The 24778-nt window shown below is 47.6% G+C and carries 28 protein-coding genes and 1 riboswitch; of the genes, 25 read left to right on the top strand and 3 right to left on the bottom strand.

What is annotated here, in order from left to right:
- The first annotated feature begins 82 nt into the window (after positions 1-82).
- From spoIIAA to sigF, 3 genes are read left to right on the top strand one after another with little or no spacing between them, the layout of a single operon-like run.
- Positions 83-433: an anti-sigma F factor antagonist gene (spoIIAA, locus tag M3212_RS05810; protein WP_251193014.1), complete on the top strand. Its 351-nt coding sequence runs from the start codon at positions 83-85 to the stop codon at positions 431-433.
- A 3-nt stretch (positions 434-436) separates the two neighbouring features.
- Entirely contained in the window at positions 437-877 is a 441-nt protein-coding gene (gene spoIIAB, locus M3212_RS05805) for an anti-sigma F factor (protein WP_251193013.1), read from the top strand.
- A 12-nt stretch (positions 878-889) separates the two neighbouring features.
- Entirely contained in the window at positions 890-1660 is a 771-nt protein-coding gene (gene sigF / locus M3212_RS05800) for an RNA polymerase sporulation sigma factor SigF (protein ID WP_251193012.1), read from the top strand.
- A 110-nt stretch (positions 1661-1770) separates the two neighbouring features.
- Here sigF and M3212_RS05795 read toward each other — a convergent pair whose 3' ends face one another.
- Positions 1771-2229, bottom strand: coding sequence for a DinB family protein (locus M3212_RS05795; protein WP_251193011.1), 459 nt, complete (start codon positions 2227-2229; stop codon positions 1771-1773).
- Between the two features lie 182 nt (positions 2230-2411).
- Here M3212_RS05795 and M3212_RS05790 point away from each other — a divergent pair, with 182 nt between their 5' ends.
- The 10 genes from M3212_RS05790 to M3212_RS05745 all read left to right on the top strand — a co-directional run bounded on the left by M3212_RS05790 (position 2412) and on the right by M3212_RS05745 (position 10401).
- Entirely contained in the window at positions 2412-3029 is a 618-nt protein-coding gene (locus tag M3212_RS05790) for a stage V sporulation protein AA (protein ID WP_349774169.1), read from the top strand.
- Positions 3019-3438 (top strand): stage V sporulation protein AB, encoded by a 420-nt coding sequence (locus M3212_RS05785; protein WP_251193010.1) that lies wholly within the window; start codon positions 3019-3021, stop codon positions 3436-3438. The genes M3212_RS05790 and M3212_RS05785 overlap by 11 nt, the downstream gene beginning before the upstream one ends.
- Positions 3439-3449: 11 nt before the next feature.
- Positions 3450-3911, top strand: a complete 462-nt coding sequence (spoVAC, locus tag M3212_RS05780) for a stage V sporulation protein AC (RefSeq protein WP_251193009.1) — start codon at positions 3450-3452, stop codon at positions 3909-3911.
- 13 nt (positions 3912-3924) lie between these two features.
- Complete coding sequence (spoVAD, locus tag M3212_RS05775) at positions 3925-4932, top strand: stage V sporulation protein AD (protein ID WP_251193008.1); 1008 nt, start codon at positions 3925-3927, stop codon at positions 4930-4932.
- A gap of 8 nt (positions 4933-4940) precedes the next feature.
- Complete coding sequence (gene spoVAE, locus M3212_RS05770) at positions 4941-5291, top strand: stage V sporulation protein AE (RefSeq protein WP_251193134.1); 351 nt, start codon at positions 4941-4943, stop codon at positions 5289-5291.
- Between the two features lie 5 nt (positions 5292-5296).
- Positions 5297-5875: a stage V sporulation protein AE gene (locus tag M3212_RS05765; protein ID WP_251193007.1), complete on the top strand. Its 579-nt coding sequence runs from the start codon at positions 5297-5299 to the stop codon at positions 5873-5875.
- On the top strand, positions 5859-7346 hold the full coding sequence (locus M3212_RS05760) for a spore germination protein (protein ID WP_251193006.1): 1488 nt from the start codon (positions 5859-5861) through the stop codon (positions 7344-7346). Before M3212_RS05765 ends, M3212_RS05760 begins: the two co-directional genes overlap by 17 nt.
- Positions 7347-7409: 63 nt before the next feature.
- Positions 7410-7589: riboswitch (Lysine riboswitch) on the top strand.
- 83 nt (positions 7590-7672) lie between these two features.
- Positions 7673-8992: a diaminopimelate decarboxylase gene (lysA, locus tag M3212_RS05755; RefSeq protein WP_251193005.1), complete on the top strand. Its 1320-nt coding sequence runs from the start codon at positions 7673-7675 to the stop codon at positions 8990-8992.
- Between the two features lie 257 nt (positions 8993-9249).
- The gene (locus tag M3212_RS05750) at positions 9250-9684 is read left to right on the top strand and encodes a peptidylprolyl isomerase (protein ID WP_251193004.1); all 435 of its coding nucleotides are present in this window, start codon (positions 9250-9252) and stop codon (positions 9682-9684) included.
- A 129-nt stretch (positions 9685-9813) separates the two neighbouring features.
- Positions 9814-10401, top strand: a complete 588-nt coding sequence (locus M3212_RS05745) for a S1 family peptidase (RefSeq protein ID WP_251193003.1) — start codon at positions 9814-9816, stop codon at positions 10399-10401.
- 133 nt (positions 10402-10534) lie between these two features.
- Here M3212_RS05745 and M3212_RS05740 read toward each other — a convergent pair whose 3' ends face one another.
- Positions 10535-12004: an alanine/glycine:cation symporter family protein gene (locus M3212_RS05740; protein WP_251193002.1), complete on the bottom strand. Its 1470-nt coding sequence runs from the start codon at positions 12002-12004 to the stop codon at positions 10535-10537.
- Positions 12005-12351: 347 nt separating this feature from the next.
- Here M3212_RS05740 and M3212_RS05735 point away from each other — a divergent pair, with 347 nt between their 5' ends.
- Positions 12352-13272, top strand: coding sequence for an NAD(P)/FAD-dependent oxidoreductase (locus M3212_RS05735; protein ID WP_251193001.1), 921 nt, complete (start codon positions 12352-12354; stop codon positions 13270-13272).
- Positions 13273-13371: 99 nt separating this feature from the next.
- On the opposite strand, the gene M3212_RS05730 is transcribed toward M3212_RS05735, so the two are convergent.
- Positions 13372-14322, bottom strand: coding sequence for an aldolase catalytic domain-containing protein (locus M3212_RS05730; RefSeq protein ID WP_251193000.1), 951 nt, complete (start codon positions 14320-14322; stop codon positions 13372-13374).
- A 307-nt stretch (positions 14323-14629) separates the two neighbouring features.
- On the opposite strand from M3212_RS05730, the gene M3212_RS05725 reads away from it, so the two are divergent.
- The 11 genes from M3212_RS05725 to M3212_RS05675 all read left to right on the top strand — a co-directional run bounded on the left by M3212_RS05725 (position 14630) and on the right by M3212_RS05675 (position 24766).
- A complete protein-coding gene (locus M3212_RS05725) occupies positions 14630-15190 on the top strand; it encodes a UbiX family flavin prenyltransferase (protein ID WP_251192999.1) in 561 nt (186 codons plus the stop codon).
- 96 nt (positions 15191-15286) lie between these two features.
- Entirely contained in the window at positions 15287-16339 is a 1053-nt protein-coding gene (locus M3212_RS05720) for a Bug family tripartite tricarboxylate transporter substrate binding protein (protein ID WP_251192998.1), read from the top strand.
- A 67-nt stretch (positions 16340-16406) separates the two neighbouring features.
- A complete protein-coding gene (locus M3212_RS05715; RefSeq protein ID WP_251192997.1) occupies positions 16407-16874 on the top strand; it encodes a tripartite tricarboxylate transporter TctB family protein in 468 nt (155 codons plus the stop codon).
- A gap of 48 nt (positions 16875-16922) precedes the next feature.
- Positions 16923-18407: a tripartite tricarboxylate transporter permease gene (locus tag M3212_RS05710; protein WP_251192996.1), complete on the top strand. Its 1485-nt coding sequence runs from the start codon at positions 16923-16925 to the stop codon at positions 18405-18407.
- Positions 18382-20022: a UbiD family decarboxylase gene (locus M3212_RS05705; RefSeq protein ID WP_251192995.1), complete on the top strand. Its 1641-nt coding sequence runs from the start codon at positions 18382-18384 to the stop codon at positions 20020-20022. Before M3212_RS05710 ends, M3212_RS05705 begins: the two co-directional genes overlap by 26 nt.
- 120 nt (positions 20023-20142) lie before the next feature.
- Positions 20143-20445, top strand: coding sequence for a hypothetical protein (locus M3212_RS05700; protein WP_251192994.1), 303 nt, complete (start codon positions 20143-20145; stop codon positions 20443-20445).
- A 62-nt stretch (positions 20446-20507) separates the two neighbouring features.
- Complete coding sequence (locus M3212_RS05695; RefSeq protein WP_251192993.1) at positions 20508-21281, top strand: IclR family transcriptional regulator; 774 nt, start codon at positions 20508-20510, stop codon at positions 21279-21281.
- 386 nt (positions 21282-21667) lie between these two features.
- Positions 21668-22696 (top strand): Bug family tripartite tricarboxylate transporter substrate binding protein, encoded by a 1029-nt coding sequence (locus M3212_RS05690; RefSeq protein WP_251192992.1) that lies wholly within the window; start codon positions 21668-21670, stop codon positions 22694-22696.
- Positions 22697-22713: 17 nt separating this feature from the next.
- A complete protein-coding gene (locus M3212_RS05685) occupies positions 22714-23427 on the top strand; it encodes a cyclase family protein (protein WP_251192991.1) in 714 nt (237 codons plus the stop codon).
- A complete protein-coding gene (locus M3212_RS05680) occupies positions 23424-23885 on the top strand; it encodes a CoxG family protein (RefSeq protein WP_251192990.1) in 462 nt (153 codons plus the stop codon). Before M3212_RS05685 ends, M3212_RS05680 begins: the two co-directional genes overlap by 4 nt.
- Before the next feature lie 17 nt (positions 23886-23902).
- Entirely contained in the window at positions 23903-24766 is an 864-nt protein-coding gene (locus M3212_RS05675; protein ID WP_251192989.1) for an FAD binding domain-containing protein, read from the top strand.
- Positions 24767-24778: the final 12 nt, after the last annotated feature.

The raw sequence follows: 24778 nt of genomic DNA, 5'->3' as shown, positions 1-24778 counted from the left end.
AGGAACGAGCTAAGGCAATACCGAAACTCTCTCAAGCGTCAGTAAAAAGGATTCAACCTTATTTATGAGAGGGAGTGATCGAATGAGCTTGCAAATTGATCTACAGCAGAAAGGCAGTGTGCTATTGGTTCGTTTGGTTGGGGAGCTTGATCATCATACGGCTGAGCAGCTGCGGCACCAGGTTGAAGACAACCTGGCGAAAAAACAGATTAAGCATATTGTATTGAATCTGGAGCAGCTGACCTTTATGGACAGCTCGGGGCTTGGCGTGATTCTGGGCCGGTACAAGCAGATAAGAGCGATCGGCGGCGAAATGGTCGTTTGCGCGATTTCTCCAGCTGTTAAGCGCTTGTTTGAAATGTCTGGATTGTTTAAAATCATCCGGCTTGAAGAAAGTGAACAGTATGCACTTTTGACATTGGGGGTGGCGTAACCAATGAAAAACAAAATGGATTTGCAATTCTCTTCACAAAGTCAAAATGAATCCTTTGCCCGCGTAACAGTTGGCGCCTTTATTGCCCAGCTTGATCCGACGATGGATGAAATGACGGAAATCAAAACAGTTGTCTCAGAAGCTGTCACGAATGCAATTATTCACGGCTATCAAAATCAGCCTGACGGCATGGTCTACATTCACGTAACGATTGAGGATGATGTCATTGAGCTGACGATCCGCGATGAAGGAGTGGGAATACAGGATATCGATGAGGCCCGGCAGCCTCTCTATACGACAAAGCCTGAACTTGAGCGCTCCGGCATGGGATTTACGATCATGGAGAATTTTATGGATGAGATTGAAGTCGTTTCGGAACCGCTGATTGGAACTACGGTCTATTTGAAAAAAACACTTACAAATAGCAAAGCTATGTGTAATTAAGGAGTTTTGCCTATGGATGTCGAGGTGAAACAGCAGAAGAAAAAGGAAGCCCCGTTTACGGATGCGCAAGTCCGGAAGCTGATTGAAAAAAGCCAGGCCGGCGATCAGGAAGCACGCGATTTAATTGTCAACCGTAACACCAGGCTGGTCTGGTCTGTCGTCCAACGCTTTATGAACAGGGGTTATGAAGCGGATGACTTATTTCAAATCGGCTGCATTGGCTTAATTAAATCCGTCGATAAATTCGACCTTTCTTATGAGGTGAAGTTTTCGACGTACGCTGTTCCCATGATCATTGGTGAAATTCAGCGTTTTCTCAGAGATGACGGGACGGTCAAGGTCAGCCGTTCTGTGAAAGAACTCGGCAACAAGATTCGCAAAATGAAAGATGAAATGACGAAAACACTCGGGCGGACCCCGACGGTCGCAGAAATCGCCGAGCAGCTTCAGATTTCGCCGGAAGAAGTCGTCTTTGCCGGTGAAGCGAGCCGTTCCTTGTCCTCGATTCATGAAACGGTGTATGAAAATGACGGGGATCCGATTACACTTCTAGATCAAATTGCCGACCAATCGGAGACGAAATGGTTTGATAAGATCGCGTTGAAGGAAGCGATTCGCGATCTGGATGAACGGGAACGCTTAATTGTCTATCTCCGCTACTACAAGGACCAGACGCAGTCCGAGGTCGCGGAACGCCTTGGCATCTCCCAGGTCCAGGTATCTCGTCTTGAAAAGAAGATCCTTGAGTACATGAAGCAGGAAATAGGCGAATATGACAGATGAAAAGACTGATTCTCAAAAACCACAACACTGTTTTGTGGTTGCGAGAATCAGTCTTTTTTTTTGCTACAGTTTTCAACGGAAAAAATCCGGACAAATATCGTTTGTTTTATTTACGCGCCGGCGTGTTTTTTTATGAGTTTACAGGCGCCTAAATGAAGGCCTTCATGATAGCTTAAGAAACCGAGCAGGTCGGAAAGCGTCGTGAATGTTGTCCCGCGCAGGTCGAATGTTTTGGCAAGCGGCAGGTCACAGCCGTTGTCAGAAAGCCGCTGTACAGCCTCGAGCTGGGCTTCGGCATAGCGGACAATCTCCGCGAGCGACGGAGGCTCCTCCGACCATTGCGCTGGCGAGGTGCCCATATCGAAAAAGCTCGTGTAATGATCAGGCACAACCGCCTGATAATTGGCGGCATGGCGCAAAATGCGATCGGCGACAACGAGCAGATGGCCGACGTTCCAGCGGATTGAGTTGGCGAAGCCTGGGGGGATCACATCCAGCTTTTCTTCGTCAATTGACGTCACTACTTGTAAAATGGCTTTTCTTGCATACGAAAAAGGAACAAATGCCATACAAACACTCCTTTACAAACCGGTTTACTATCAGTGTAGCGAATCTTCTGATAAAAGGAAATGACTATCTGAAAGATTGTCAAAAAAAGAAGCAGCCAAGTGGGAGCGACAGATTTTGCGGACGGAAGAGAATGAAGTGGAAGGCTTTCTGTCATACTAAAAGCAAAATGGAGGTGATTCGAGTGGCACAGGAGGAGCTGTATTTGCGGCTGAAACCGCGAATCTCTGCTACTTGCAATCAGGTGCTTGTTCTTCGTGATATCGCTCATATGAATGCGGCTGAAACGAGGCAGGCTGCTCTGGCCGGGCTTCCTCTTTATTCGATTTCACCTGAAGATCAGAGCCATCTGATTATTGATATCATTGATGTCATCAAAAAAATTCATGAAGTATTTCCTCACCTTTCGATCCAAGCCGTCGGTGCGCCGCAGACGCTTGTCGAAATAAAACAGGCAAAGTCGGCGTTGGCGCCTGTTTATGTGATGCTCGTTTGGTTTTTATTATTTATTGGCGCCGGCCTGGCGATTATGAACTTTCATGAGGATGTCAGCATGCGGGCCGTTCACCTCCGGATCTTTCAGCTTGTTACCGGCAATGAAGAGGCGAAGCCCCTGCTTTTACAAATTCCTTATTCAATCGGTTTAGGGCTCGGTATGGTGCTGTTTTTCAATCATTTTTTCCGCAAACGGTTAAATGAGGAGCCAAGTCCATTAGAGGTAGAGATGTTTCAGTACCAGCAATCGCTCGATGCCTATCTGCTTCACCATGAAAACAAGCAAGGGAAAGACAATGGCCATTGAATCGGTGCTGGTCATGCTGATCGGTTTCGGGGGCGGGTTGGCTGTCGGCGGAGGATTCGTCGCATTCCTGACCGTGCTCGGAGTAGCGCCGCGCATGACGCAGTTAACCAAAACCGGCTCGTTTATCCGCTTCTACGAGTGGGCGTTGATCATTGGGGTCCAGGTTGGAACGTGGGCGAGCTTTTACACGTTTACGTTGCACGCCTCACCGCTCTGGCTGATTCCGGTTGGTCTGGCGGCGGGCGCCTTTGTCGGCATGCTGGCCGCCGCCCTGACGGAAGTGCTGAATGTTTTGCCGATTTTAGCGAAGCGAATCGGACTCGATGGTCATATTGTCCGCTTTTTAATGGCGATTGCGCTCGGCAAGGTGTGCGGCTCGCTTTTTCACTGGCTTTTTTTTATTAAGTAGGAGGATGAAGGATGGCAACGACGACGGAGAAAAAACAATACCAAAAAAACATTCAAATGTATCAGCCGAAGCGGGCGGTATGGCGAAATGGCGCTAAAGCGTTTTTGATCGGCGGCCTTATTTGTACGCTCGGTCAATGGCTGAACAACTTGTATTTGACGTATCTTCCATTTACGGAAAAGGAGGCGATGGGGCCGACTTTGGCGACGCTTATTCTGCTGGCCGCGCTGGCGACTGGTCTTGGCTTGTATGACAAACTCGGTCAATTCGCCGGCGCCGGCTCATTAGTGCCTGTCACAGGCTTTTCCAATGCGATGACGAGTGCGGCGTTAGAGCATAAAAGCGAAGGGCTTGTGTTCGGCATCGGCGCCAATATGTTCAAGCTGACCGGGGCCGTGATCGCTTTCGGTGTATTATCAGCCTATATCGTCGGCTTGACGAGGCTGCTCGTAAAAATGCTGATTCAATCGTAGGAGTGTGGAGCTGGTGGAACGAAGAGGAAGGCAAACATGGCATTTTGACAATCCGGTATTTGTACAGGGTACGGGGACAGCGGTCGGGCCTGAGGAAGCGAAAGGTCCTTTAGGCGCAAGCTTTGATACAGCCTATGACCATTTGTATGCCGGAGAAGAGAATTGGGAGCTCGCTGAACGGAAACTGATGAAGGACGCGGTTGAGACCGCTCTGAAAAAAGCTGAAAAGAAAGCGGAGGAGATCGACTTTTTTTTAGCCGGGGATTTGCTGAACCAGATTGTGACATCCAATTACCATGCGCGAGAGCTGGAGCGGCCTTACTTTGGCCTTTTTGCCGCCTGTGCGACAGCGATGGAAGGTCTGGCTCTTGGCAGCCTGCTCATTGATACGGGGGCGGCGAAGCTCGTGCTAACCTCGGCAAGCAGCCATAATGCGACGGCGGAGCGGCAATTCCGCTATCCGACTGAATTTGGCAGCCAGCGACCTGAAACGTCAACCTACACGGTAACCGGGGCGGGAGCGATTGTGATCGGAACGAAGCCGTCAGCGATTCAAATTACGGAGGCGACAGTCGGCAAAGTGATTGATTTCGGTTTGGCGAACCCATTTGATATGGGATCGGCGATGGCTCCGGCCGCGGCTGATACGATTTTAACGCATCTGATGGAAACGAAGCGGACAGTCGATGATTATGATTTAATCGTAACCGGCGATTTATCACGGGTAGGAAGTGGAATTTTGCGTAAACTACTACAAGAAAAAGGGATTCATCTTGTGAATAAATATCAGGATTGCGGGATTATGATTTATCAGCAGGAACAGCCTGTTTTCGCGGGTGGAAGTGGGGCCGGCTGTCCGGCAGTTGTAACATATGGTCATCTTCTGCAGGAAATGAAAAGAGGAAAGTTCAACCGAATCCTTGTTGTGGCGACAGGGGCCCTGCTGAGCCCGCTGATGATCCAGCAGAAGGAAACGATTCCTTGCATTGCTCATGCCATTTCATTCGAACGAAAGGAGTAACCGGGATGCTGGATTATGTGATCGCTTTCGTTGTGGGAGGGTTGATTTGCTTGTTGGGACAATTGTTAATGGATGTTGGCAAGTTGTCACCGACGCATACCCTCAGCACTCTTGTCGTCGCGGGGGCGTTATTGGACGGCTTTCAGCTTTATGATCGCCTGATTGATTTTGCCGGGGCCGGGGCGACAGTGCCGATTACCAGCTTTGGTCATTCCCTCGTCCACGGGGCGATGGCGGAAGGGGATCGCTACGGTTTTTGGGGTGTCGGGATGGGCGTGTTTGAAGTGACCTCTGTCGGCATTTCCTCGACGATTTTATTCAGTTTTTTAATTGCAATCTTTTTTAAGCCAAAGGGGTGATGAAAATGGAGAGAAAGCCTAAGGTTATTTTTGTGACGGACGGAGATGAGGCTGCCAGAAAAGCAGTCGAGCAGGCGAGCCGGGAGATTGGTGGACGCTGTATCAGTCATTCGTCAGGAAATCCTTCGCATTTAACAGGCGAGGAGCTTGCTTCTCTCATTTTACAAACTCCTACCGATCCAGTGCTTGTGATGTTTGATGATGGCGGCTACCGTGAATCGGGAATGGGTGAGACGGCGATGCATTATTTGGCCAACCATCCTGATATCGAAGTGATTGGCGCCGTCGCTGTTGCTTCGTCGACTCACGCCAGTGAGTGGGCCCATATTGATGTTGGCATTGATCGCTATGGCAATCTAACTGAATATGGCATTGATAAAGACGGTCTGGCCGACTTGGAGGTTGGTCGGATTAATGGAGATACGGTGTATGTGCTGGACGAGCTATCCCTTCCAGTAGTCGTCGGCGTCGGCGATATCGGCAAAATGGCCGGTCTTGACACTGTCGAAAAAGGCGCGCCGATCACGAAGCTGGCAATCGAAATTATATTGGAACGGAGCGGATATCATGAGTCAGAAGTTTGACAAGAAAGAGACACCGATATCACGGGATATTAAGGTAAACGAGGAGATCCTGAAAGAGAGGCTCGGCTTTGATAAATCGTTTGATGTCGGAGTACGCAAGCTTCCTGTTCTTGATAAAGAAATTCAAATTTATTTCGTAACAGGCTTATGTGATATTGAGTTTATTATTGAAATCATGAGAGAGCTGATGCTGCTCGATGCCCGCGGACGGAAAACTCCGTCGGTGAAGGTGCGACAAGCGATCCAAAATCATTTGACCCATGTCCAGGTTGAATATACATCGTCGCTTGATGAAGCGATCACACGGATGCTCTCGGGCTTGATCTTTATTCTCGTTGAAGGAGAAGATGAGGCCTTTGTTGTCGATGTCAGAAGCTATCCGGGACGCGGTCCGGAAGAGCCTGACACAGAACGAGTCGTGCGTGGAGCGCGTGACGGCTATACGGAAAATATTATCCTCAACACCGCATTGACGAGGAGGCGTATCCGTGATGAACGGCTGCGCAATGAAATTATGCAGGTCGGGGTACGGTCAAAGACCGACATTTGTTTGTCGTATATCGATGGAATTGCCGATCCTGATTTAGTGGAAATTGTCAGGAAGGAGCTTGAATCGATTAATTTGGACGGGTTGACGATGGCCGATAAAATCGTCGAGGAATATATTGTCAAGCAGGGGATGAATCCTTTTCCTCTTGTCCGCTATACAGAGCGTCCGGATGTCGCGGCAACGCATTTGCTGGAAGGCCATATTTTGGTCATGGTTGATGCCTCACCAAGCGTGATCATTACGCCAACGACGCTGTTTCACCATGTTCAGCATGCCGAGGAATACCGCCAGGCGGCCTTTATTGGAACATTTCTCCGCTGGACGCGTTTTTTAGGAATCTTCTTTTCCCTTTTTGTTTTGCCGTTCTGGCTGCTGCTCGTGGTTCAGCCGAGTCTTTTACCGGCGGGACTGGATTTTATTGGGCCGGAGGATATGAATAACGTGCCAATCGTCCTGCAAATTTTGATTGCCGAGCTTGGGATCGAGCTACTGCGGATGGCTGCCATTCATACACCGTCACCGCTGGCAACGGCCCTCGGTCTCGTCGCCGCCCTGTTAATCGGGGAAATTGCGATCGAGGTCGGCTACTTCACCTCAGAAGTCATTCTTTATGTCGCTCTTGGCGCGATCGGTATTTTCGCCACTCCGAGCTATGAGCTGGGCGTTGCTCTAAGGGTGAGTCGGATTATGCTGATTTTAGCCGTGGCGTTCTTTAAAGCGCCGGGATTCATTATCGGCGGGACGCTGTTTATTCTTCTCCTGACGATGATTAAAGCTCTTAACAAGCCGTATTTATGGCCGTTTCTTCCATTTGATCCGCCGGCGATGTGGCAAATTCTGATCAGGGCGACGGTGCCGTCGGTCCGCTTCCGACCGAGCATTGTTAATCCTCAGGATCCGATCAAGCAGCGATCTGAATAAGGATTGAACTATTTTGTTTGGTATGGTAAAGTAATAGCGACTAATTTCATAAACCTCAGGTAAAAATGGGGTAGAGGCGCAAGTGGAATCAGTACACTTTTGGAGCGTTGGCAGCGATGAACAAGGTGGAAAGGTCTATTGCCGAAGCGTGGAATGAGCGCCAACTCATCCACAGCTGGGTCGCTGTTGAATAAGCAGCGGACTGTCACTGCTTATTAACAGTAGTGGAGAACTATTCTGGTGTAAGGTAAGGATCGAACCTTTTAACAGCTAGTGTAGTGACATTAGCTGTTTTCTTTATAGGATAAATGAAGGAGAGAACGAGTATGTATTTACATGGGACTAGCACGATTAACGACCAGGGACATCTTGAAATTGGCGGGGTTGATACGACTGCCCTGGCACGGGATTATGGCACGCCGCTCTTCATTTATGATGTCGCCCTGATCCGGAAACGGGCCGCCAGCTTCCAGCAGGCGTTTATCGAAGAGCAGGTGCCTTATCAGGTTGCTTATGCAAGTAAGGCGTTCAGCTGCATCGCGATGTTTCAGCTTGCCGATGAGCTTGGGCTGAGCCTTGATGTCGTTTCCGGTGGAGAACTGTATACGGCGATCCAGTCCGGTTTTCCGATGGAGAGAGTTCATTTTCATGGCAATAACAAAAGCCTGGTTGAACTGGAAATGGCGGTTGAAGCGCAAATTGGCTGCATCGTTGTCGATAACTTTTATGAGCTGCGCGAGCTGAGCCGGATTTGTGGGGAGCGGAATGTGCAAATGAATATTTTGCTGCGGATCACTCCGGGCGTCGAGGCGCATACACATGATTATATTTCGACCGGACAGGAGGATTCCAAATTCGGCTTTGATCTGATCAGCGGCCAGGTACACCAGGCTGTTGAAGTCGCTCAGGCTGACGACAATCTGCGCCTGCTCGGGGTTCACAGCCATATCGGCTCACAAATCTTTGAAACTACCGGGTTTGTGATGGCGGTTGAAAAAATGTTTGAACTGATTAAGCATTGGCGGGAAGTGTTTGATTTTACGCCTCAGGTGCTAAATTTGGGCGGAGGCTTCGGCATTCGCTATATCGAAGGGGATACGCCGCTTCCTGCTGAAGAGTACGTCCAGAAGATGATCGAGGTGGTCAAGCAGCAGGCAGCCGAAATTGCGATCGATATGCCGGAAATCTGGATCGAACCGGGCCGCTCGCTTGTCGGGGATGCCGGCACGACGCTTTATTCGGTCGGTTCCAAGAAGCATATTCCAAATGTGCGCGACTATTTGGCGGTTGATGGCGGAATGAGCGATAACCTCAGACCGGCGCTTTATCAGGCAGAATACGAAGGGATCCTTGCCAACCGGGCCAATGAAGCGCCGACAGATACCTTTTCCATTGCCGGCAAGTGCTGTGAAAGCGGCGATATGCTGATTTGGGATTTGCCGCTGCCGAATGCCAACCATGAGGATGTTTTAGCAGTGTTCTGTACAGGAGCTTATGGGTATGCGATGGCCAATAATTATAATCGCATTCCGCGCCCGCCGGTCATCTTTGTTGAAAACGGCGAAGCGCAGGAAGTAATCAAGCGCGAAAGCTATCAGGATTTATTGCGGCTCGATGTTCCTCTGACAAATAACGTGACAAAATAGCGGATGGGCAGGAAGGCGGAGTTCGGTCCTTCTTGCCTCTGCGTGAGCTGAATGTAGTGGCTGGAATCATAAACAAGATAAAACAATGCGATGATGGAGCGATAAGAGAGGGACCGGTCAAAAAACCAGTCCCTCTTTCAAGAGCGGTGCATTCGCAGCCGGAACGCTTTTGTCCAGACCTCAATTCGTTCGATTTCACATGTCGGCGGGAATCATGTACAATAAGATGAATCTAAAAGAAATTGGAGGCAATACATATGAAAAAAGGTTCCATTGAATTTGAAAACGGAGAAAAGATTGTGATTGAATTTTATCCGGAGGCAGCACCGGGAACAGTGGAAAACTTCGAGAAATTAGCAAATGAAGGCTACTATAACGGCTTAACATTCCACCGTGTCATCCCTGGCTTCGTCGCCCAGGGCGGTTGTCCAATCGGAAACGGCACGGGCGGCCCAGGCTATACGATCAAATGCGAGACAGAAGGAAATCCGCATAAGCACGTGGCGGGCTCGCTTTCGATGGCTCATGCCGGAAAAGATACGGGCGGTAGTCAGTTTTTCATCGTCCATGAGCCGCAGCCGCATCTTGATGGCGTCCATACTGTCTTTGGACAAGTGACAGAAGGGATGGACACCGTGCTTCGGATCAACCAGGGCGATGTCATGAAGGAAGTAAAGGTCTGGGAAGAATAATAGGAATACGTTCACTAGCCCCTCCATATGTGAGGGGTTTTTTTTATTCCAAAGAAACAGGGACAAGCGTCCACACGCCACACCGCGTCTGGAATATATTGTTAGGACCAAGCATGCGAGGTGGAATTGATGATAAAACATGTTGTCATCTGGATGTTAGCGACATTCAGTGTGGTCGCCTCTCCGGATGCGATCATTTATGTAGAAGAGGGATACTCTAAAGGGTCAGGCTTTTTTATTGAGGATGGATATGTGATCACTGCCGGGCATGTTATTAAAGGGGAGCGGATGGTTGTCTTTGACGGTCGGGACTATTTATCTGCCGAACTGATTAAATTGGACAGGGAGAGAGATTTGGCGTTGCTTTTAACGGAGAAAAAGGACCATCCCTTTTACACGATAGCGGAGCAAGTAGAACAGGGAGAACCGGTCTATACAATAGGCAGCAGCAGAAGTGCCGGACGAGAATTTTACCGGATAGAAGGACGTGTATCAGAACTGTCCAGATGGGTGAGGACTAGACAAGCGAATGGGGAAGTAGGCACTGAAAATGACCGGATGATTACCGGCTATTTTACACCGAGGGGGTTTAGTGGAGCACCTGTACTTAATGAGAAGGATGAGGTCGTAGGGGTGATCATCGCGGCGTATTCAACCAAAGAAGAGAGTGTTTCTGTCACCCTCGAAGACTTACACATCTTTTTAGAAGAAGAGTGATTCAACCGGTTGATCCTGGTTCTGGTAATGGTTTCACACGCCACAAGCCCGTTGTGAGAAACCCACTCACAACGGGATTTTAAAAGATCGTGGCGGTTCCGCTCATTGCTTAGAGTCTGAGACAACTTTTTTGTTAATAACGCTGTTGCTTCTGCGCTTCCTGCTTATTGTCGGTCTGATAAGACTCCCAGAAATCGGCATTTTGAATGTCGACATCTTTCGGGTTAAAAACTGGATCGAGTCCTTCCTCTTTTTGCCGTTCATAGTCCTTAAGCGTTCTGAGCGCCGGTTTGGCGAGGATGACGATCGCGATAATATTAAGCCAGACCATAATGCCAAGCCCGATATCACCGAGCAGCCACGCTGTATCAGCCGTGCGCAGGGCGCCATAGAACGTCGCGACAAGCAGGGCAAGCTTAACGAGCAGAATCGGCCAGTCGAGCTGTCTGCCCCGCAGAAGATAGGTGACATTCGTTTCGGCAATATAGTAGTACGCCATTATCGTCGTAAAAGCAAAGAACAGAAGGGCGATCGCGACAAACCCGGTTCCGAAGCCGGAGAAGACGCTGTTAATCGCTTCCTGGGTAAATCCCGGACCAACTTCCACGCCCGGCAAATTATTGACAATCATCGTGCCATCTGGAGCCTCTGTATTATACAGGCCGGTAAAGAGAATCATAAAGGCCGTAGCCGAACAGACGAGCAATGTATCAATGTAGACGGAGGCTGCCTGAACAAGCCCCTGTTTCGCCGGGTGGGAAACCTCAGCCGCCGCCGCCGGGTGCGGTCCTGTCCCTTGGCCTGCCTCGTTTGAATAAATCCCCCGGATGACGCCCCAGGAAATTGCACTTCCAAGCAGGCCGCCAAAGATCGAATCCATCCCGAAAGCACTGCTGATGATCAAGCTGATCGTCGCCGGAATTTCGGTGATATTCAGGGCGATAATGATAATGGCCATAATCATATAGCCAATCGCCATAAACGGAACAAGAAAGGCTGCCGTACTGGCGATACGTTTAATCCCCCCAAAGATAATGAGAGCGAGAAATACAATCAGGATAAGGCCGGTAACCCAGTTTGGAATAGTAAAAGCATTATTCATCGCTACGGCAATGGAATTTGACTGGACACCAGGCATTAAAAAAGACATCGCTAAAAGAGCGGCAATCGCAAAGAGTACAGCAAACCATTTAATTCCAATTCCTTTCTCGATATAGAAAGCAGGACCCCCGCGATACAGCCCGCCTTGTTTTACTTTATAAATCTGGGCAAGCGTCGACTCGATAAAGGCGCTTGATGCCCCTAAAAAGGCAATCGTCCACATCCAGAAAACTGCTCCGGGTCCCCCGTAGTAGATCGCTGTCGCCACCCCGGCGATATTACCGGTTCCAACACGTCCAGCAAGGGCGACCGATAAGGCCTGAAACGAGGAAACGCCAGCCTCCGAGCTTTTTCCTTTAAACATTAGAGCAAACATTTCCTTGATATAACGCAACTGCAAAAAACGAGTCAGCACACTGAATGTTAAGCCGATAAGAAGCAAAATATAAATGACAGGTGTGCTCCATAGTACATTATTAATTGCTTGTAAAAATTCTACCATCTTGCTTCCTCCTGAATCGATTTTAATTGTGAAGAATCGAAAGTGTTGAAGTATATCCCTCCTTACATGATGGAATAGGTGGAAGATCAGCAGGCGTATATGGCCTGTTAACTGCCCTTTATCCTACTATAACTGTGAAAAATTAACATTGTCATTGGCAGGTAATCTCCCAATCATTTTGCTTACTAACACTTTAGAAATATACTTTTCTACACTAATATATTAAAATCCTTTTTTTATTTTTTCAGATTATTTTATTAAGAAGCAGAATGGACAGGCAAGGTTTAGAAAGGGAGCGGTTGGGAATGAATGTAGACGAGAAAGCTTTCGAAAAAGGAGGGGGAAACATGAGCGATGCGATGCTTGATGTCGTCATTATCGGCGGCGGACCAGGGGGGCTGAGTGCGGCGCTGGTGCTGGGCAGAGCGCGGCGAACCGTCGCGCTTGTCGACGAGGGACACCCGCGTAACGCAATCACAAAGCGCTCGCACGGTTTCTTAACGCGAGATGGAGCCAAGCCGTTTGAATTGCGGCAAATAGCAAGAGAACAAATGGAGAAATATCCGACGGTCAGACTGCACGAGGATGAAGCAATTGATATTGTACAGGAGCAAAATCGGTTTATTACGAAAACGAGCAAGGGACAAATTCTGACCAGCCGCAAGTTGATCATCGCTACAGGACTGCAGGAAGAGCTGCCTGACATTAAAGGGTTGAGCGACGTATATGGGAAATCGTTTTTTTCCTGCCCCTATTGTGACGCGTGGGAGTTTCAGGATCAGCCGCTTGTGATCATTGGCAACGGCAGGAAGCTGTTAGCCTATGCGAGAATTATTCATAATTGGAGCAGCGATTTGGTAGTTTGCACGAACGGGGCAGCTACGATTTCAACGGAAGAGAAGAACGAATTGCGGCGTCACTCTATCCCACTAGTCGAAACACCGATCCGGGAGCTCATTGCACACGAAGGCCAGCTGCAGAAAATTGTTTTTCAAACGGAGCAGCTACTTGAGAGGAAGGCGGGGTTTTTACTCGATACGGGAGCGAAGCAGAGTACATTTCTGCCAGAGAAGCTTGGTATTCCGCTTACGGAGAAAGGGAGCTTTGCCACGCAAAACCATGGCAAAACAGAAGTGGATGGCGTCTATGTGATTGGCGATGCGGCCAAACGCTTTACAGGGCTGATGGGCGCGGCGAGTGAAGGCTATGAAGCGGGGATCGCCCTGAATCACGAGCTGGTGGAAGAAGACTGGCACAGCAGCGAATAAAAAGAGGAGAAGGCTCAAAGGGTTGTTAACCGTTTGAGTCTTCTCCTTTTTGTCTTTAGGGCGCGCTATGAATCGATACGCCCTGTTTAAATGATGATCCTACTCTATATTCGGCTCGACGGAGGTCATTTTGTCGTAGAAGGCCATAAATTGATCGGGGTCATCACTGCTGCGCAGCGCCATCGCCGAGCGTGGATGCTCGTTCAAAATACCAGTGATCATGTAAGGGATGATGTAGCCCCATTCAACCTTGCGGCGGAGAGGGATAAACAGACGCTCGATAACATCGATTACCGGTGCAACGTCATATTTAACATCCTTTAAATGGCTGACGAGCAGCTCAGTTGGGCAGTTTCCAGCAGCCCGTCCCATTCCGTAAACGGAAGAGTCAAGGAAGGTTACATCATGATCGATCCCGACAAGCGTGTTGGCAAAAGCGAGCTGCATGTTATTGTGCGTATGGATCCCAAGTTCTTTTTCAGGCAAATACGAACGGAATTTATCAGCGAGTGCTTTAATATCCTTGCCGTCAAGACTGCCGAACGAATCGACGATATAGACGACGTCCACCGGGCTGTTGTTAATCTCTTCAAGCGCTTCGTTGATTTCATGATCAAGCGAATTGGAAACAGCCATAATGTTAATGCTCGTTTCATAGCCAAGCTCATGAAATTTCTTGACGAGCTCAATTCCTTTTTTGACATCCTTGATGTAGCAGGCGACACGGATTAAATCAATCAGGCTTTCTTCGCGCGGCAAAATATCATTTTCATCAACGCGGCCGATATCAACTAATGCCGAAAGCTTCGTCGCTTTTTTCTCAGGAATGACTTCCCTGATAAAATCATCATCCAAAAATCTCCATGGACCTGAATCCTTCGCTTTCAGCAGCTTTGGTGAATTCTTATAGCCGATTTCCATGTAATCAACACCGGCTTTGTTCAAGGATTCATATAAATCACGAACGAAGGACACCTCGAAATCCCAATTATTTACTAACCCTCCATCGCGAATCGTACAATCAAGTATTTTTACTTTCTGTTCGCTCAACTACTCCCACTCCTTTTTATCTCATAATCCTCACCAAACAATAAACAAGACATTGCATTCCGTCAAGTAGTTTGATTTTTTAGTAAGTTTATCTGATAAATTTTTGTTTTTCAAGCTGAACTTCAAAAAAGTTAACGGGTAAAGAAAGGAAATCATCCAAACAAGGAGATAAAAAAATAATTCGAAAAAAAACCTTGAATTTTCTGAATACATAAACTAACATTTATATGACACTTTGTTTCTTGTGGAAATTAAGTTAACTTTTATTTGTAAGCGGTATCATCATTTGATTAAAGGAGCGGGTACGATGAAATTAGTTATTGGCATTTCCGGTGCAACGGGCGCCATTTACGGAATTAAGCTTTTGCAGGCATTGCAGTATGCCGAGATCGAAAGCCATTTGATTTTGAGCAATTGGGCAGAAAAGACGATCTCGATCGAGACCTCCTATTCGGTTGAAGAAGTAAAAGCATTGGCGACGCATACATACAGCGCCGCGAATCAAGCAGCGATTATCTCGAGCGGCTCATTTATCACAGACGGGATGATTATCGCGCCATGCAGTATGAAATCATTGGCGTCGATCAGCTATGGTCTTGCTGATAATTTGCTGAGCCGGGCAGCGGATGTTGTCTTAAAAGAAAACCGAAAGCTCGTATTACTGCCCCGAGAGTCTCCCCTGAGCCAAATCCATTTGGAAAATATGCTGCGGCTGGCAAGGATGGGCGCCGTTATTCTACCGCCGATGCCCGCTTTCTATAACCATCCTGCAACCATTGAAGACATCGTCAACCATACCGTCGCCCGGACATTAGATCAATTTGGCATTCCAAATCAAATGACGAAGCGCTGGCTGCAGCGGTCTTAAGCAGTTCCTCTGAGACAGTGAAAGGGGGGATGGGATGGAGGAGAAGGTATAGCAGAGAAATGTTGCACCAGACATGAAAAGGGAGAGGGGTATGAGATGAATAAAAAGATGAAATGGATGGCTGGATTCTTTGTTATGTTACTTTCCTTTCTTATGGTGACGGCATGTGGGGAAACAAATCAGGAATCTGTGGGAGAGGGCACGGAGGAGGAAGGAGAAGAAACAAGTGAGCAGGCAGCGGCAGAGGGTGCTCAAACGAATGAGTCATCGTTTCCGGAAAAAGAGGTGACGATCGTTGTAAGTAATAGCGCCGGCGGAAGCAATGACCTGGCAGCCCGCTCCATTGCAGGGCCGTTGCAGGAGGTGCTCGGTGTACCGGTCGTCGTCGAAAACGTTGACGGAGCAGGAGGGAATATCGCGCGGGCCCAGGTCTTTAATGCTGAACCAGATGGCTACACATTGCTGAAAACACCAATTCCGTCCATGTCGATTGGCGAACTGGTAGCGGATGGAGATTTCCAGACGATGGAGTTTGAGCCGGTATTTAATATGTTTGGTCACTCCTCGAATGTGGTGATTGTTCCCGCTGATTCAGAAATTGAAAGCATTGAAGATTTAATTGCGGCTTCAGAAAACCAAAAACTGCGGGCATCCGGATCCGGGATGGCGACCAATACAGCTCTTGGCAGTATTTTCCTGAAGGAAATCGGTGTCGATCATCAATACATTCCTTATGAAGGCGGAAGCGAGTCGGCCCAGCAGGTGGCCGGCGGACATGTCGACTTTGGGATCGCAAGTGAGATTGCGGCGAAATCCCTTGAAGAGGAAGGGCTGGTAAAGGTCATTGCCACGACTGCAACAGAGCGTTTAAGTATTTTTCCAGATGCGCCAACTTTAATTGAATTGGGGTATCCGGAGCTCGGGTTTGAAATCTTATACGGCATTTGGGCGCCGCCTCATACACCACCTGATGTTGTTGAGATTTTAGCCGATGCTTTCCTTGAGGCGAGCCAGGATCCTGCCTTCAGTGAAGCTGCAGAAAGAGTCGGGTTTGTGGAGCAAATTTTGATGCCTTATGAATTCAGAGAGAGAAGAGATATTGACTATCTGTTAGTGGAAAAGCTTAAAGATCAATTTGAGGTTGAATAAAGAAAGGGCTGTCCCAGCTTCGATAGTGGGACTGCCCTCGATTAAGAAGAAAAGGAGGGGAAGTTGAATGACACGCAATCAAGTGATGATCCCGATTTTACTCAATCTGTTTATCCTGCTTCTTTCGCTTTTGTTTTTAATTTTAGCGATAACCGGCCTGTCTCCTGAATCTGCGTCTGCGCCGATACTCGTTTGCTCGCTTACAATCATCGTGGCTGCTTTGGCGATCGTTGAAGATTATCGCAAAAAGAATAAACCGGTGACAGTGGAAGAAGGGGAAGGAGTGGCCGAAGAGGCGGAAGAAAGCCAAAAGCCGATGTGGTTTATATTAGCTTTGACACTCGTCTACTATTTGCTGATTATGTATATCGGCTTTTTTGTCTCAACCGTGCTGTTTTTGCTCGTTATTCCTTATGTGTATAAATTCAGGAATTGGAAGCTGATTATTATCTCCACGATTTCGATGCTCATCATTTACTGGGTCGGCTTTTCGTGGCTGATGAATGTTCGCTTTCCGAGCGGATTGCTGCTGTAATTTTACGAGAAATGTGAGGTGATTTATTTGTGGTTGGAAGCTTTTAGTATGTTTTTAAGTTTTGACTATCTTCTCGTTCTTCTCGGAGGAACGATTATCGGCATTACACTTGGCGCCTTGCCGGGTCTGGGGCCGGCGTTTACGCTCGCTTTGTTTCTTCCGGTAACCTTCGGAATGGACCCTGCTGTTGCGCTCGTCTTTTTAGGTGCCTTGTATTCCGCAAGTGTGTTCGGCGGAGCGATAACCGCGATTCTGATCAACGCACCCGGCACACCGGGGTCTGTGGCGACAACGTTTGACGGCTATCCACTCGCCCAGCAGGGAAAGGGTGGACTAGCATTAGGAGCAGCAGCGACCGCCTCTTTAATCGGTGGTATTTTCGGCTTCATTGCACTGGCAGGTCTGTCTCCGTTAATCGCCAGCATTGCCCTGCAATTTAACGCGGCGACTTATTTTATGTTAGCGATCTTCGGCTTATCGATGGTGGCGTTTGCTTCTCAAGGGAACACGCTAAAAGGGTTAATGCTGGCAGGGCTTGGACTGATTATCTCCTTCATTGGCCGTGATCCGGTAAGTGGCGGTCTGCGCTTTACATTTGACAATGTTTATTTGGAGGATGGTATTTCATTTGTACCGGCGGCAATTGGGCTGTTTGCTTTGTCGCAGGCCTTTATCCTGCTGGGAAAAGGCGGGACAATTTCCAAAATCGAAGGAACGATTTCCAAAGTGCGTGATGGAATGGTGGAAACGTTCAAGAGACCGGTCAACCTGATACGGTCAAGTACATTAGGTGTCGTTTTGGGCGCGATTCCGGGAGTCGGAATTTCAATTGCCAACTTTGTGGCTTACTTATTTGAACAGCGCTCTTCGAAAAAGCCTAAATCATATGGGAAAGGGAATGTCGGAGGTGTCATCGCACCGGAAAGTGCGAACAATGCGACATCCGTGGCTGAATTAATTCCGGCTATTACGCTCGGGCTACCCGGGGGGGCCACGTCGGCGATTTTCTTGGCGGCAATTACATTGCATGGTCTTCAGCCGGGAGCTGCTTTCTTTTCCAGCGATTCGGCGATTTCCTATATTGTCTTTGTCGGCATGCTCTTATCGCAAATTGCCTTTTTTGTTTTGGCGATGATCGGCATGAAGTATTTCGTCAAGGTGACATTGGTGCCGAATGAAATACTCGGTGTCGCGATTATCACACTGGCGCTGGTCGGCTCTTACGCGTACCAGTATAAGGTTACCGACATGTTTATCGCGATTGCTTTTGGCGTCCTCGGCTATATTATGGTGAAGTATCGTTATCCTCTTGCTCCGCTTATTCTCGGTCTCGTGCTCGGGAGCATGGTGGAAAGCAATTACCGAAGAGCCTTGCTGATGTCCGACGGCTCTCATAGTATCTTCTTTACGCCGTTCCCGCTGACAATCTTGATTGTTACGATTCTGATTCTGGTGTTTCCATTCTTGATAAAAACGATAAAAAAAATTAATAAAAAGGAGAATGATTATGACAACAACCAAACTTTATCCTAGTTTTCAAACACATTTGGAAAAGTTAGAAGAGAAGGGTCTCGTTCGACATATTTATAAAGAAATTAACAAAGATACGGAATTGCATCCATTAGTGCGCTGGCAATTTAGAGGCGGAATTCCGGAGAGTGAAAGAAAAGTATTCGTGTTTCATAATGTGACAGACAGCAATGGGCGTAAATATGAAATGCCGGTCGTCGTTGGTGGATTATCGGTTAACCGTGAAGTGTACAGCATCGGAATGGGGGTGGAAGTCGAAGATATCGGCAAGAAATGGGCGGAGGCGCGGGCCAATCCGATCGCTCCGGTCGTAGTGGAAGAGGCGGCCTGCCAGGAGGTCGTCTATAGCGAGGATGAGTTAGATGTCGACGGTCAGGGTCTTGAGCATATTCCGGTGCCGATTTCGACGCCGGGCTTTGATAATGCGCCATACACGACATGCTCACAATATATTTCAGTCGATCCGGAGAACGGGATTCAAAATATGGGAACATACCGGGCTCAAATAAAAGGCTCAAAGCGGGTCGGCATGAATCCGTCAATTGAGATGGGGCAAGGAATCTATCAGCATTGGCTGAAATATAAGAAGATGGGCAAACCGATGCCCGCCGCTTTAGTTATCGGTGGACCCCCGGCCGTGTCCTACTGTTCTGTGCAAAAGTTGCCATATAATACGGATGAATTTTCCGTCGCGGGGGCGTTATTGGGCGAACCGCTCAGAGTCGTAAAAGCAAAAACGGTAGACCTGCTTGTACCGGCTGATGCGGAAATCGTCATAGAAGGGTATGTGCCGACAGACTCGCTTGAGCCGGAAGGGCCATTTGGTGAATCCCATGGCCATGTCAATTTACAGGAATTTAACCCATATATGAATGTGACGGCGATTACGCGCAAGAAAAAGGCTAATTTTGTCTCGATTATTAGCCAGGTAACGCCGAGTGAAAGCAGCTTAATTAAAAAGGTGGCGTTTGAGCCGGTTTTTCTTGATCATTTGAAAAACACATTGCGCATTTCCAGTGTAAAACGTGTCGTGATGCATGAGCCGCTGACGAATCTGCGTAAGCTTGTCGTTATTCAAATGAGCGATCCGACCGATACGGATGTTTGGCGGGCGTTAACGGGAGCCGCGTCCTTTCAGCCGGCTGTCGGCAAGCTTGTCATCGCTGTCAGTGATGATATTAACCCCGAGAATAGTGATGCGATTTTCTGGTCAATGTGCTATCGGATGAATCCGACAAAGGACGTCCAAATTTTGCACGGAAGAGAGCCGGGACACGGACCGAGGACGTCCGGAGCCAAACGGGGTGATGAGGCAACGGACGGTGCGATGCTGATGAATGCGACGAAAAAAGAAGATTTGCCACCGTTATCTTTGCCGAAGAAAGAATATATGGAAAGAGCGAAAGAGATTTGGGAGGAGCTGGAACTGCCAACGCTGCGTCCGGAATGGCCATGGTATGGCTTCTCGATGGGGGATTGGGATGAATTTAATGAAAAGATGGCGGAACGGGCGGTCAGAGGAGAATATTTCCAAACAGGAGCCGAGCAGGTGAATCAGCGGGTTGGTCCGGAATGGATCAACAAGGATACGAAATGGTATAAGGATGAGCAGGAATAAAATTGATAGAAAGCGATCACAACTGAGTCTCTTGCCGGACTCAGTTGTATTTATGCTTATACATATTGTATTGTCTATTTATAAAAGCTTGCATTATTTATCATAAAAGGAGGAAGAGGGATGAAAAGGATAACGGTGTTAACAGAGTATAAAGCGGAGGAAGGGAAGAAGCAAAACGTGCTGGAGGCACTAGATGAATTAAAGGAGCAAATCGAAGCTTTAGGAGGCCGGGAAGTGATTATTTACGAGGGCGTAGATCAGCCTGGTCTTTTTGTCGAACAATTTATGCTGCCAAATATGCAAGCATATGAAAAAATGAAAAGAATACGAGAAGAAGAAAGGATAGATTTCTGGAAAGCGTTTAATTCTTATATATTGGGAGGGAAGAATAAAATTAATATGTGGGCATTTGAAAAAAAATAGTGTTATTATATACCTTACTTAACCAATAGAAAAAGTAGGAAACTAGGAGGTAATACAAGTCGATGGCCGAATACAGTTCTTTAGCTGCAGTAGAGCGCACGTTTGTTATTATTAAAACACTTGTCGGGAAAGTGAATGGATTGAGCGTCTCCAAGCTCGTCGAAGAAACAGGAATATCCAAAAGCATCGTTTCACGAATTTTGAAAACCTTAAAGGATAACAATTATGTCGAGCAGGACCCTGACACGAGATTTTACCGTTTATCCTATGATTTTATCGGACTGTCATTGAAGCATTTTAACGCTTTGGGGGTAGATGGAATATTTCTCCCGGCCTTAAGAACGATATCAGCAGAAGTGAAGGAGCTTGTGCAGCTGTCTGTCGTAAGTCAGGAGAAAGTCTATTTTGTGCAAAAAATTGAAGGGGACAATCAGCTGAAGGTCGCTGATATGCTGGGGAAGGAAGCGCCTCTTCACTGCTCGGCCGCGGGGAAGATGTGGTTGTCGACTTTGCCGCAGGAGGAGATTATCAGGCTTGTCAGCCAGCATGGAATGTCGCGTTATACAGAGAATACAATTACGGATCTGAACGAATTGTTGAAGGAGCTGGAAAAAATAAAGCACCTTGATTATGCAGTCTCACTCGAAGAGTTTAACCAGGGAATTACAGGAGTGGCGGTCCCAGTTTACTCCAACGCCAAGGAACGGCAATTAATGGCCAGTATTGTCATTACGGCTCCGACTGTCAGAATGCCTGAACAAAAAATAAAGCAAATTGTTCAAACATGCAACGACTCGATTGGACCATTGAAGGATCAGCTGCCGACAATTGAATAAAGCTGGGTGATGGGGCCGGGCCAAAAGGTTAAAAACAACCTTTTGCCCGGCCTTAAGCAATGTGCTGGACAGTCACGAGCTGGTAACCTTTGTTTTGTCTTGCCTTCCTCACCTTTTAAAGTTATTCGAGGGTGGCTGAAAGCATCCCTAATTGTAACGGCACTGCACGCCGCTTCAAAGAAAAACGACTCAGGCGTTTTTCTTATATAAAATTGTTAAATAATTTTGATTTTTTCATTGATTGTTAAAACGGATCATACTATAATCAAATAAGAAACAAAGTTTCCTCTTAAAAATAAGTTACTTAATACAACTAGGTGTAGAGAGGAGGATAGGAAAAACGAGAGGAAATCAACACACAAAGTGAAAGAAACGGAGGGTTGGTAATGAACGTAAAAAAAGGACTGCTCGTCATCATAGCCATATTGATGCTTTTAGTGGTTGCAGCCTGTGGGTCCAACACAGAAAATGCCGAAAGTGAAGGAAGTGGACAGCAGGAAGGATCAGGTGATCAAGCCGCAGCAGCAGACAGTCATTATCCAGAGCATGAAATTGAGATTATCGTCCCTAATGCAGCTGGAGGCAGTAATGACCTCGTCGCGCGTTCGATTTCCCAGCAATTGTCTGAGCATTTGGGGGTACCTGTCGTCATTCGTAATGTTGAAAGCGCTGGGGGGAGTATTGCGAGAGCGCAAGTATTTGGCGAAGAACCCGATGGCTACACGATTTTAACAAGTCCGATGCCGTCAATGTCGATTGGTGAGCTCGTTAATAACGATGATTTTAAAGTGCTGGAATTTGAACCTGTTTACCAAATCTTCGGTAATAATTCCACCGTTGTCGCCGTTCCGTCTGATTCAGAAATTGAAACGATGGAAGATTTATTTAACGCTTCGAAGGGAAAGGCACTTACCGCTGCAGGAACAGGGGCGGCAACGAACTCAACGCTCGCCAGTATTCTTTTACGTGAAAGCGGTCTTGAGCATCAATATATCCCGTTTGAAGGCGACGCCGGGGCATCGACGCAGGTCGCTGGAGGACATGTTGATTTTGGACTTATTAGTGAAGCCGGGGCCGAAGCTTTGGTAAGAGATAATCAAGTCCGGATTATCGGCTATCTCGGCGAGCAGCGTTCTGAAGTTTATCCTGATGTCCCGACAATGGTTGAGCTAGGCTATGAGGACGCCTATTTTGAAATTGTTTACGGCTTTTTTGCTCCTCCAGGAACGCCGGCTGACATAATCGAAATTCTTGAAAGCGCTTTTACAAAGGCGGTTGAAGAAGAGTCCTTCATTGAAATGGGGACCAATTCAGGGTTTATTGTCAGCACGCGGAATGCCGAGGAATTCGGGGAGAACATTGAATATATTCATAACCGGATCGCGGAATTGCAGGATATGTTTGAAGTTGATTAAAAAAAGAGGTGAGCAAATTGAAAATCATTGATCTTTCACAGGAAATTTTCAAAGGACAGCCGGTCTATCCCGGTCATCAGCCGACTGTTGTCTTTCCGATGACCGAGCTGAAGGAAATCGGCGGGGGGAAACGGTCGTTTGCCGTTAATACCATTTTAATGTCAGAGCACGCCGGAACTCATACCGACTCTTTTATTCACATGGACGGCAACCCGGATGCGAAATCGATTGAGGAGATCGAATTGGAACGGTTTGCCGGGCCTGCGGTCTGCTTAGACGTCTCCGCTGTACCTGATTCAGATTTCATTACAAAGGATCATTTGATTAAGGCATGTGAACAAGCGCATTTGGATCTGACAGGGAGTAAAGTCGTCTTATTGTACACAGGCACGTATGAACGGCATTTTCCAAAGCCGGTCTACAACAAGCAGAATCCAGGTTTGAACCGCGAAGCAACAGAATGGCTCGCCGATCAAGGGGTGCAGCATATCGGAATTGACGCCGTCAGCATTGACGTCAGCCCTCATAAAGGAGAGGAATGGAAGCCCGCTCATACTGTTTGCGCAGAGCGGAATCTATTAAACACGGAAAATCTCGGAGATTTGCGCGAGGTTGCCGGCAAGCGATTCCTTTACATTGGATTCCCATTGAAAATTAAAAAGGGAACAGCCGGATTAACGAGAGCGGCAGCGATTTTAAATGCTGAGATAGTAGAGGGAGGCCTACGATGATTATTGAAGATCAGTTTAACGTACAGGCAAAAAAACAGGATGTGTGGACATTTTTAATGGATACAGAACAATTAGCACGCTGCCTGCCGGGCTGCGAAGAAGTCGATGAAGTGGAAGATGGTGTTTACCAGGCTGTTGCCAAAGTGCAGATCGCCTTTATGAAGTTAAAGTTCAATCTCAATGTCCGTATCACAGATTTGGATCCGCCGAATCAGCTGCAATCAGAGATTGTAGGAAAGCCATTTTCATTAGTCGGTCAATTGAAAGTACAAGCGAAATTGGATTTGGTCGAAGTTGAGGAAGGATCGACGGATGTTCAATATTTTATGGATTTAAGTTTGGCCGGGAAGCTGGGCTCAATCGGTCAGTCTGCTTTTCGTTCAAAGGCAACAGAGATGGGAGCGGAATTTGCGGCCAATATTAGAGAAGCTCTTGAGGAGAACACGGTAAAACGGTAAAGAGAGGAGGAGATGAAATGGAAGAAACAGTATGGATGGAACCTGATACGTTACAAGATGTTAAAGAGATTCTGGCCCAGGGAGACCCGGAAATCAGGGTTGTAAGTGGAGGAACCGCTCTGTCGCTCATTATGAAGCAGGGAATGTTCGACCCGAAAAAGATGGTCAGCTTAAAAAAGGTCAAAAACGAATTGAGCTATATTCGACACGATGAGGAGCAGAACATCCGCATCGGCAGTATGACAACATTGCGGGAAATCGAAATCGATCCTCTTGTGAAAGCGGAACAGCCAGTCATTGCCGAAGCGTTAACCCATGTCGCCAACCCGCGGATTCGGTATGTCGCCAGCCTCGGCGGGAATTTGGCGCATGGGGATGCACATTTGGATTTGCCACCGATTCTCATGGCTCTCGGCGCAAAAATTAAGGTTGAAAGCAGCAAGGGGGACAGATGGCTGGAGCTGGATGATTTTTTTCAAGGCTATTATGAGACTGCCATCGAGCCTGATGAAATGTTAACCGAAGTGCTCATTCCGAAAAAAATCGCCGGACTGCGCGGCACGTATTTCAAATATACGACGTTATCAAATGACGACTGGCCGACGGTAGGGGTTGCGGTTTTCCTGAAGACGATCGAAGGGATTGTCGCCGATGTCCGGATCGTGATCAGCGCCGCAACGGATAAACCGACCCAATTGCCTGAAGTCGAGCAATGTGTACGAAACAAATCGTTAAATGAAGAAACCATCATGGAAGCTGCACTAAAAGCGTACGAAGTGGTAGAACCGTTAGAAGATTTAAGAGGCTCGGTCTGGTACAAAAAAGAGATGATTAAAGTTCATATAAAACGGGCGCTAGAGCAGCTAAAGACTGAAAGCTAAAAGGAGTGATAG

This window comes from Halalkalibacter oceani (assembly GCF_023715705.1).
Lineage (GTDB): Bacteria > Bacillota > Bacilli > Bacillales > Bacillaceae_D > Halalkalibacter > Halalkalibacter oceani_A.
The sequence above is the reverse complement of the archived record's forward strand: the minus strand, read 5'-3'. Positions and strand labels throughout refer to the sequence as shown.

Excerpts from the sequence above, each read along its gene's own strand:
- M3212_RS05690 (WP_251192992.1), top strand. The coding sequence starts at position 21,668 with ATGAACGTAAAAAAAGGACTGCTCGTCATCATAGCCATATTGATGCTT.
- M3212_RS05710 (WP_251192996.1), top strand. The coding sequence starts at position 16,923 with ATGTTTTTAAGTTTTGACTATCTTCTCGTTCTTCTCGGAGGAACGATT.
- M3212_RS05735 (WP_251193001.1), top strand. The coding sequence starts at position 12,352 with ATGAGCGATGCGATGCTTGATGTCGTCATTATCGGCGGCGGACCAGGG.
- M3212_RS05700 (WP_251192994.1), top strand. The coding sequence starts at position 20,143 with ATGAAAAGGATAACGGTGTTAACAGAGTATAAAGCGGAGGAAGGGAAG.
- lysA (WP_251193005.1), top strand. The coding sequence starts at position 7,673 with ATGTATTTACATGGGACTAGCACGATTAACGACCAGGGACATCTTGAA.
- M3212_RS05680 (WP_251192990.1), top strand. The coding sequence starts at position 23,424 with ATGATTATTGAAGATCAGTTTAACGTACAGGCAAAAAAACAGGATGTG.
- M3212_RS05765 (WP_251193007.1), top strand. The coding sequence starts at position 5,297 with ATGGAGAGAAAGCCTAAGGTTATTTTTGTGACGGACGGAGATGAGGCT.
- sigF (WP_251193012.1), top strand. The coding sequence starts at position 890 with ATGGATGTCGAGGTGAAACAGCAGAAGAAAAAGGAAGCCCCGTTTACG.
- M3212_RS05785 (WP_251193010.1), top strand. The coding sequence starts at position 3,019 with ATGGCCATTGAATCGGTGCTGGTCATGCTGATCGGTTTCGGGGGCGGG.
- M3212_RS05795 (WP_251193011.1), bottom strand. The coding sequence starts at position 2,229 with ATGGCATTTGTTCCTTTTTCGTATGCAAGAAAAGCCATTTTACAAGTA.
- M3212_RS05740 (WP_251193002.1), bottom strand. The coding sequence starts at position 12,004 with ATGGTAGAATTTTTACAAGCAATTAATAATGTACTATGGAGCACACCT.
- M3212_RS05695 (WP_251192993.1), top strand. The coding sequence starts at position 20,508 with ATGGCCGAATACAGTTCTTTAGCTGCAGTAGAGCGCACGTTTGTTATT.
- M3212_RS05720 (WP_251192998.1), top strand. The coding sequence starts at position 15,287 with ATGAATAAAAAGATGAAATGGATGGCTGGATTCTTTGTTATGTTACTT.
- spoVAC (WP_251193009.1), top strand. The coding sequence starts at position 3,450 with ATGGCAACGACGACGGAGAAAAAACAATACCAAAAAAACATTCAAATG.
- spoIIAB (WP_251193013.1), top strand. The coding sequence starts at position 437 with ATGAAAAACAAAATGGATTTGCAATTCTCTTCACAAAGTCAAAATGAA.
- M3212_RS05745 (WP_251193003.1), top strand. The coding sequence starts at position 9,814 with ATGATAAAACATGTTGTCATCTGGATGTTAGCGACATTCAGTGTGGTC.
- M3212_RS05705 (WP_251192995.1), top strand. The coding sequence starts at position 18,382 with ATGACAACAACCAAACTTTATCCTAGTTTTCAAACACATTTGGAAAAG.
- M3212_RS05715 (WP_251192997.1), top strand. The coding sequence starts at position 16,407 with ATGACACGCAATCAAGTGATGATCCCGATTTTACTCAATCTGTTTATC.
- M3212_RS05760 (WP_251193006.1), top strand. The coding sequence starts at position 5,859 with ATGAGTCAGAAGTTTGACAAGAAAGAGACACCGATATCACGGGATATT.
- M3212_RS05675 (WP_251192989.1), top strand. The coding sequence starts at position 23,903 with ATGGAAGAAACAGTATGGATGGAACCTGATACGTTACAAGATGTTAAA.
- M3212_RS05725 (WP_251192999.1), top strand. The coding sequence starts at position 14,630 with ATGAAATTAGTTATTGGCATTTCCGGTGCAACGGGCGCCATTTACGGA.
- spoIIAA (WP_251193014.1), top strand. The coding sequence starts at position 83 with ATGAGCTTGCAAATTGATCTACAGCAGAAAGGCAGTGTGCTATTGGTT.
- M3212_RS05750 (WP_251193004.1), top strand. The coding sequence starts at position 9,250 with ATGAAAAAAGGTTCCATTGAATTTGAAAACGGAGAAAAGATTGTGATT.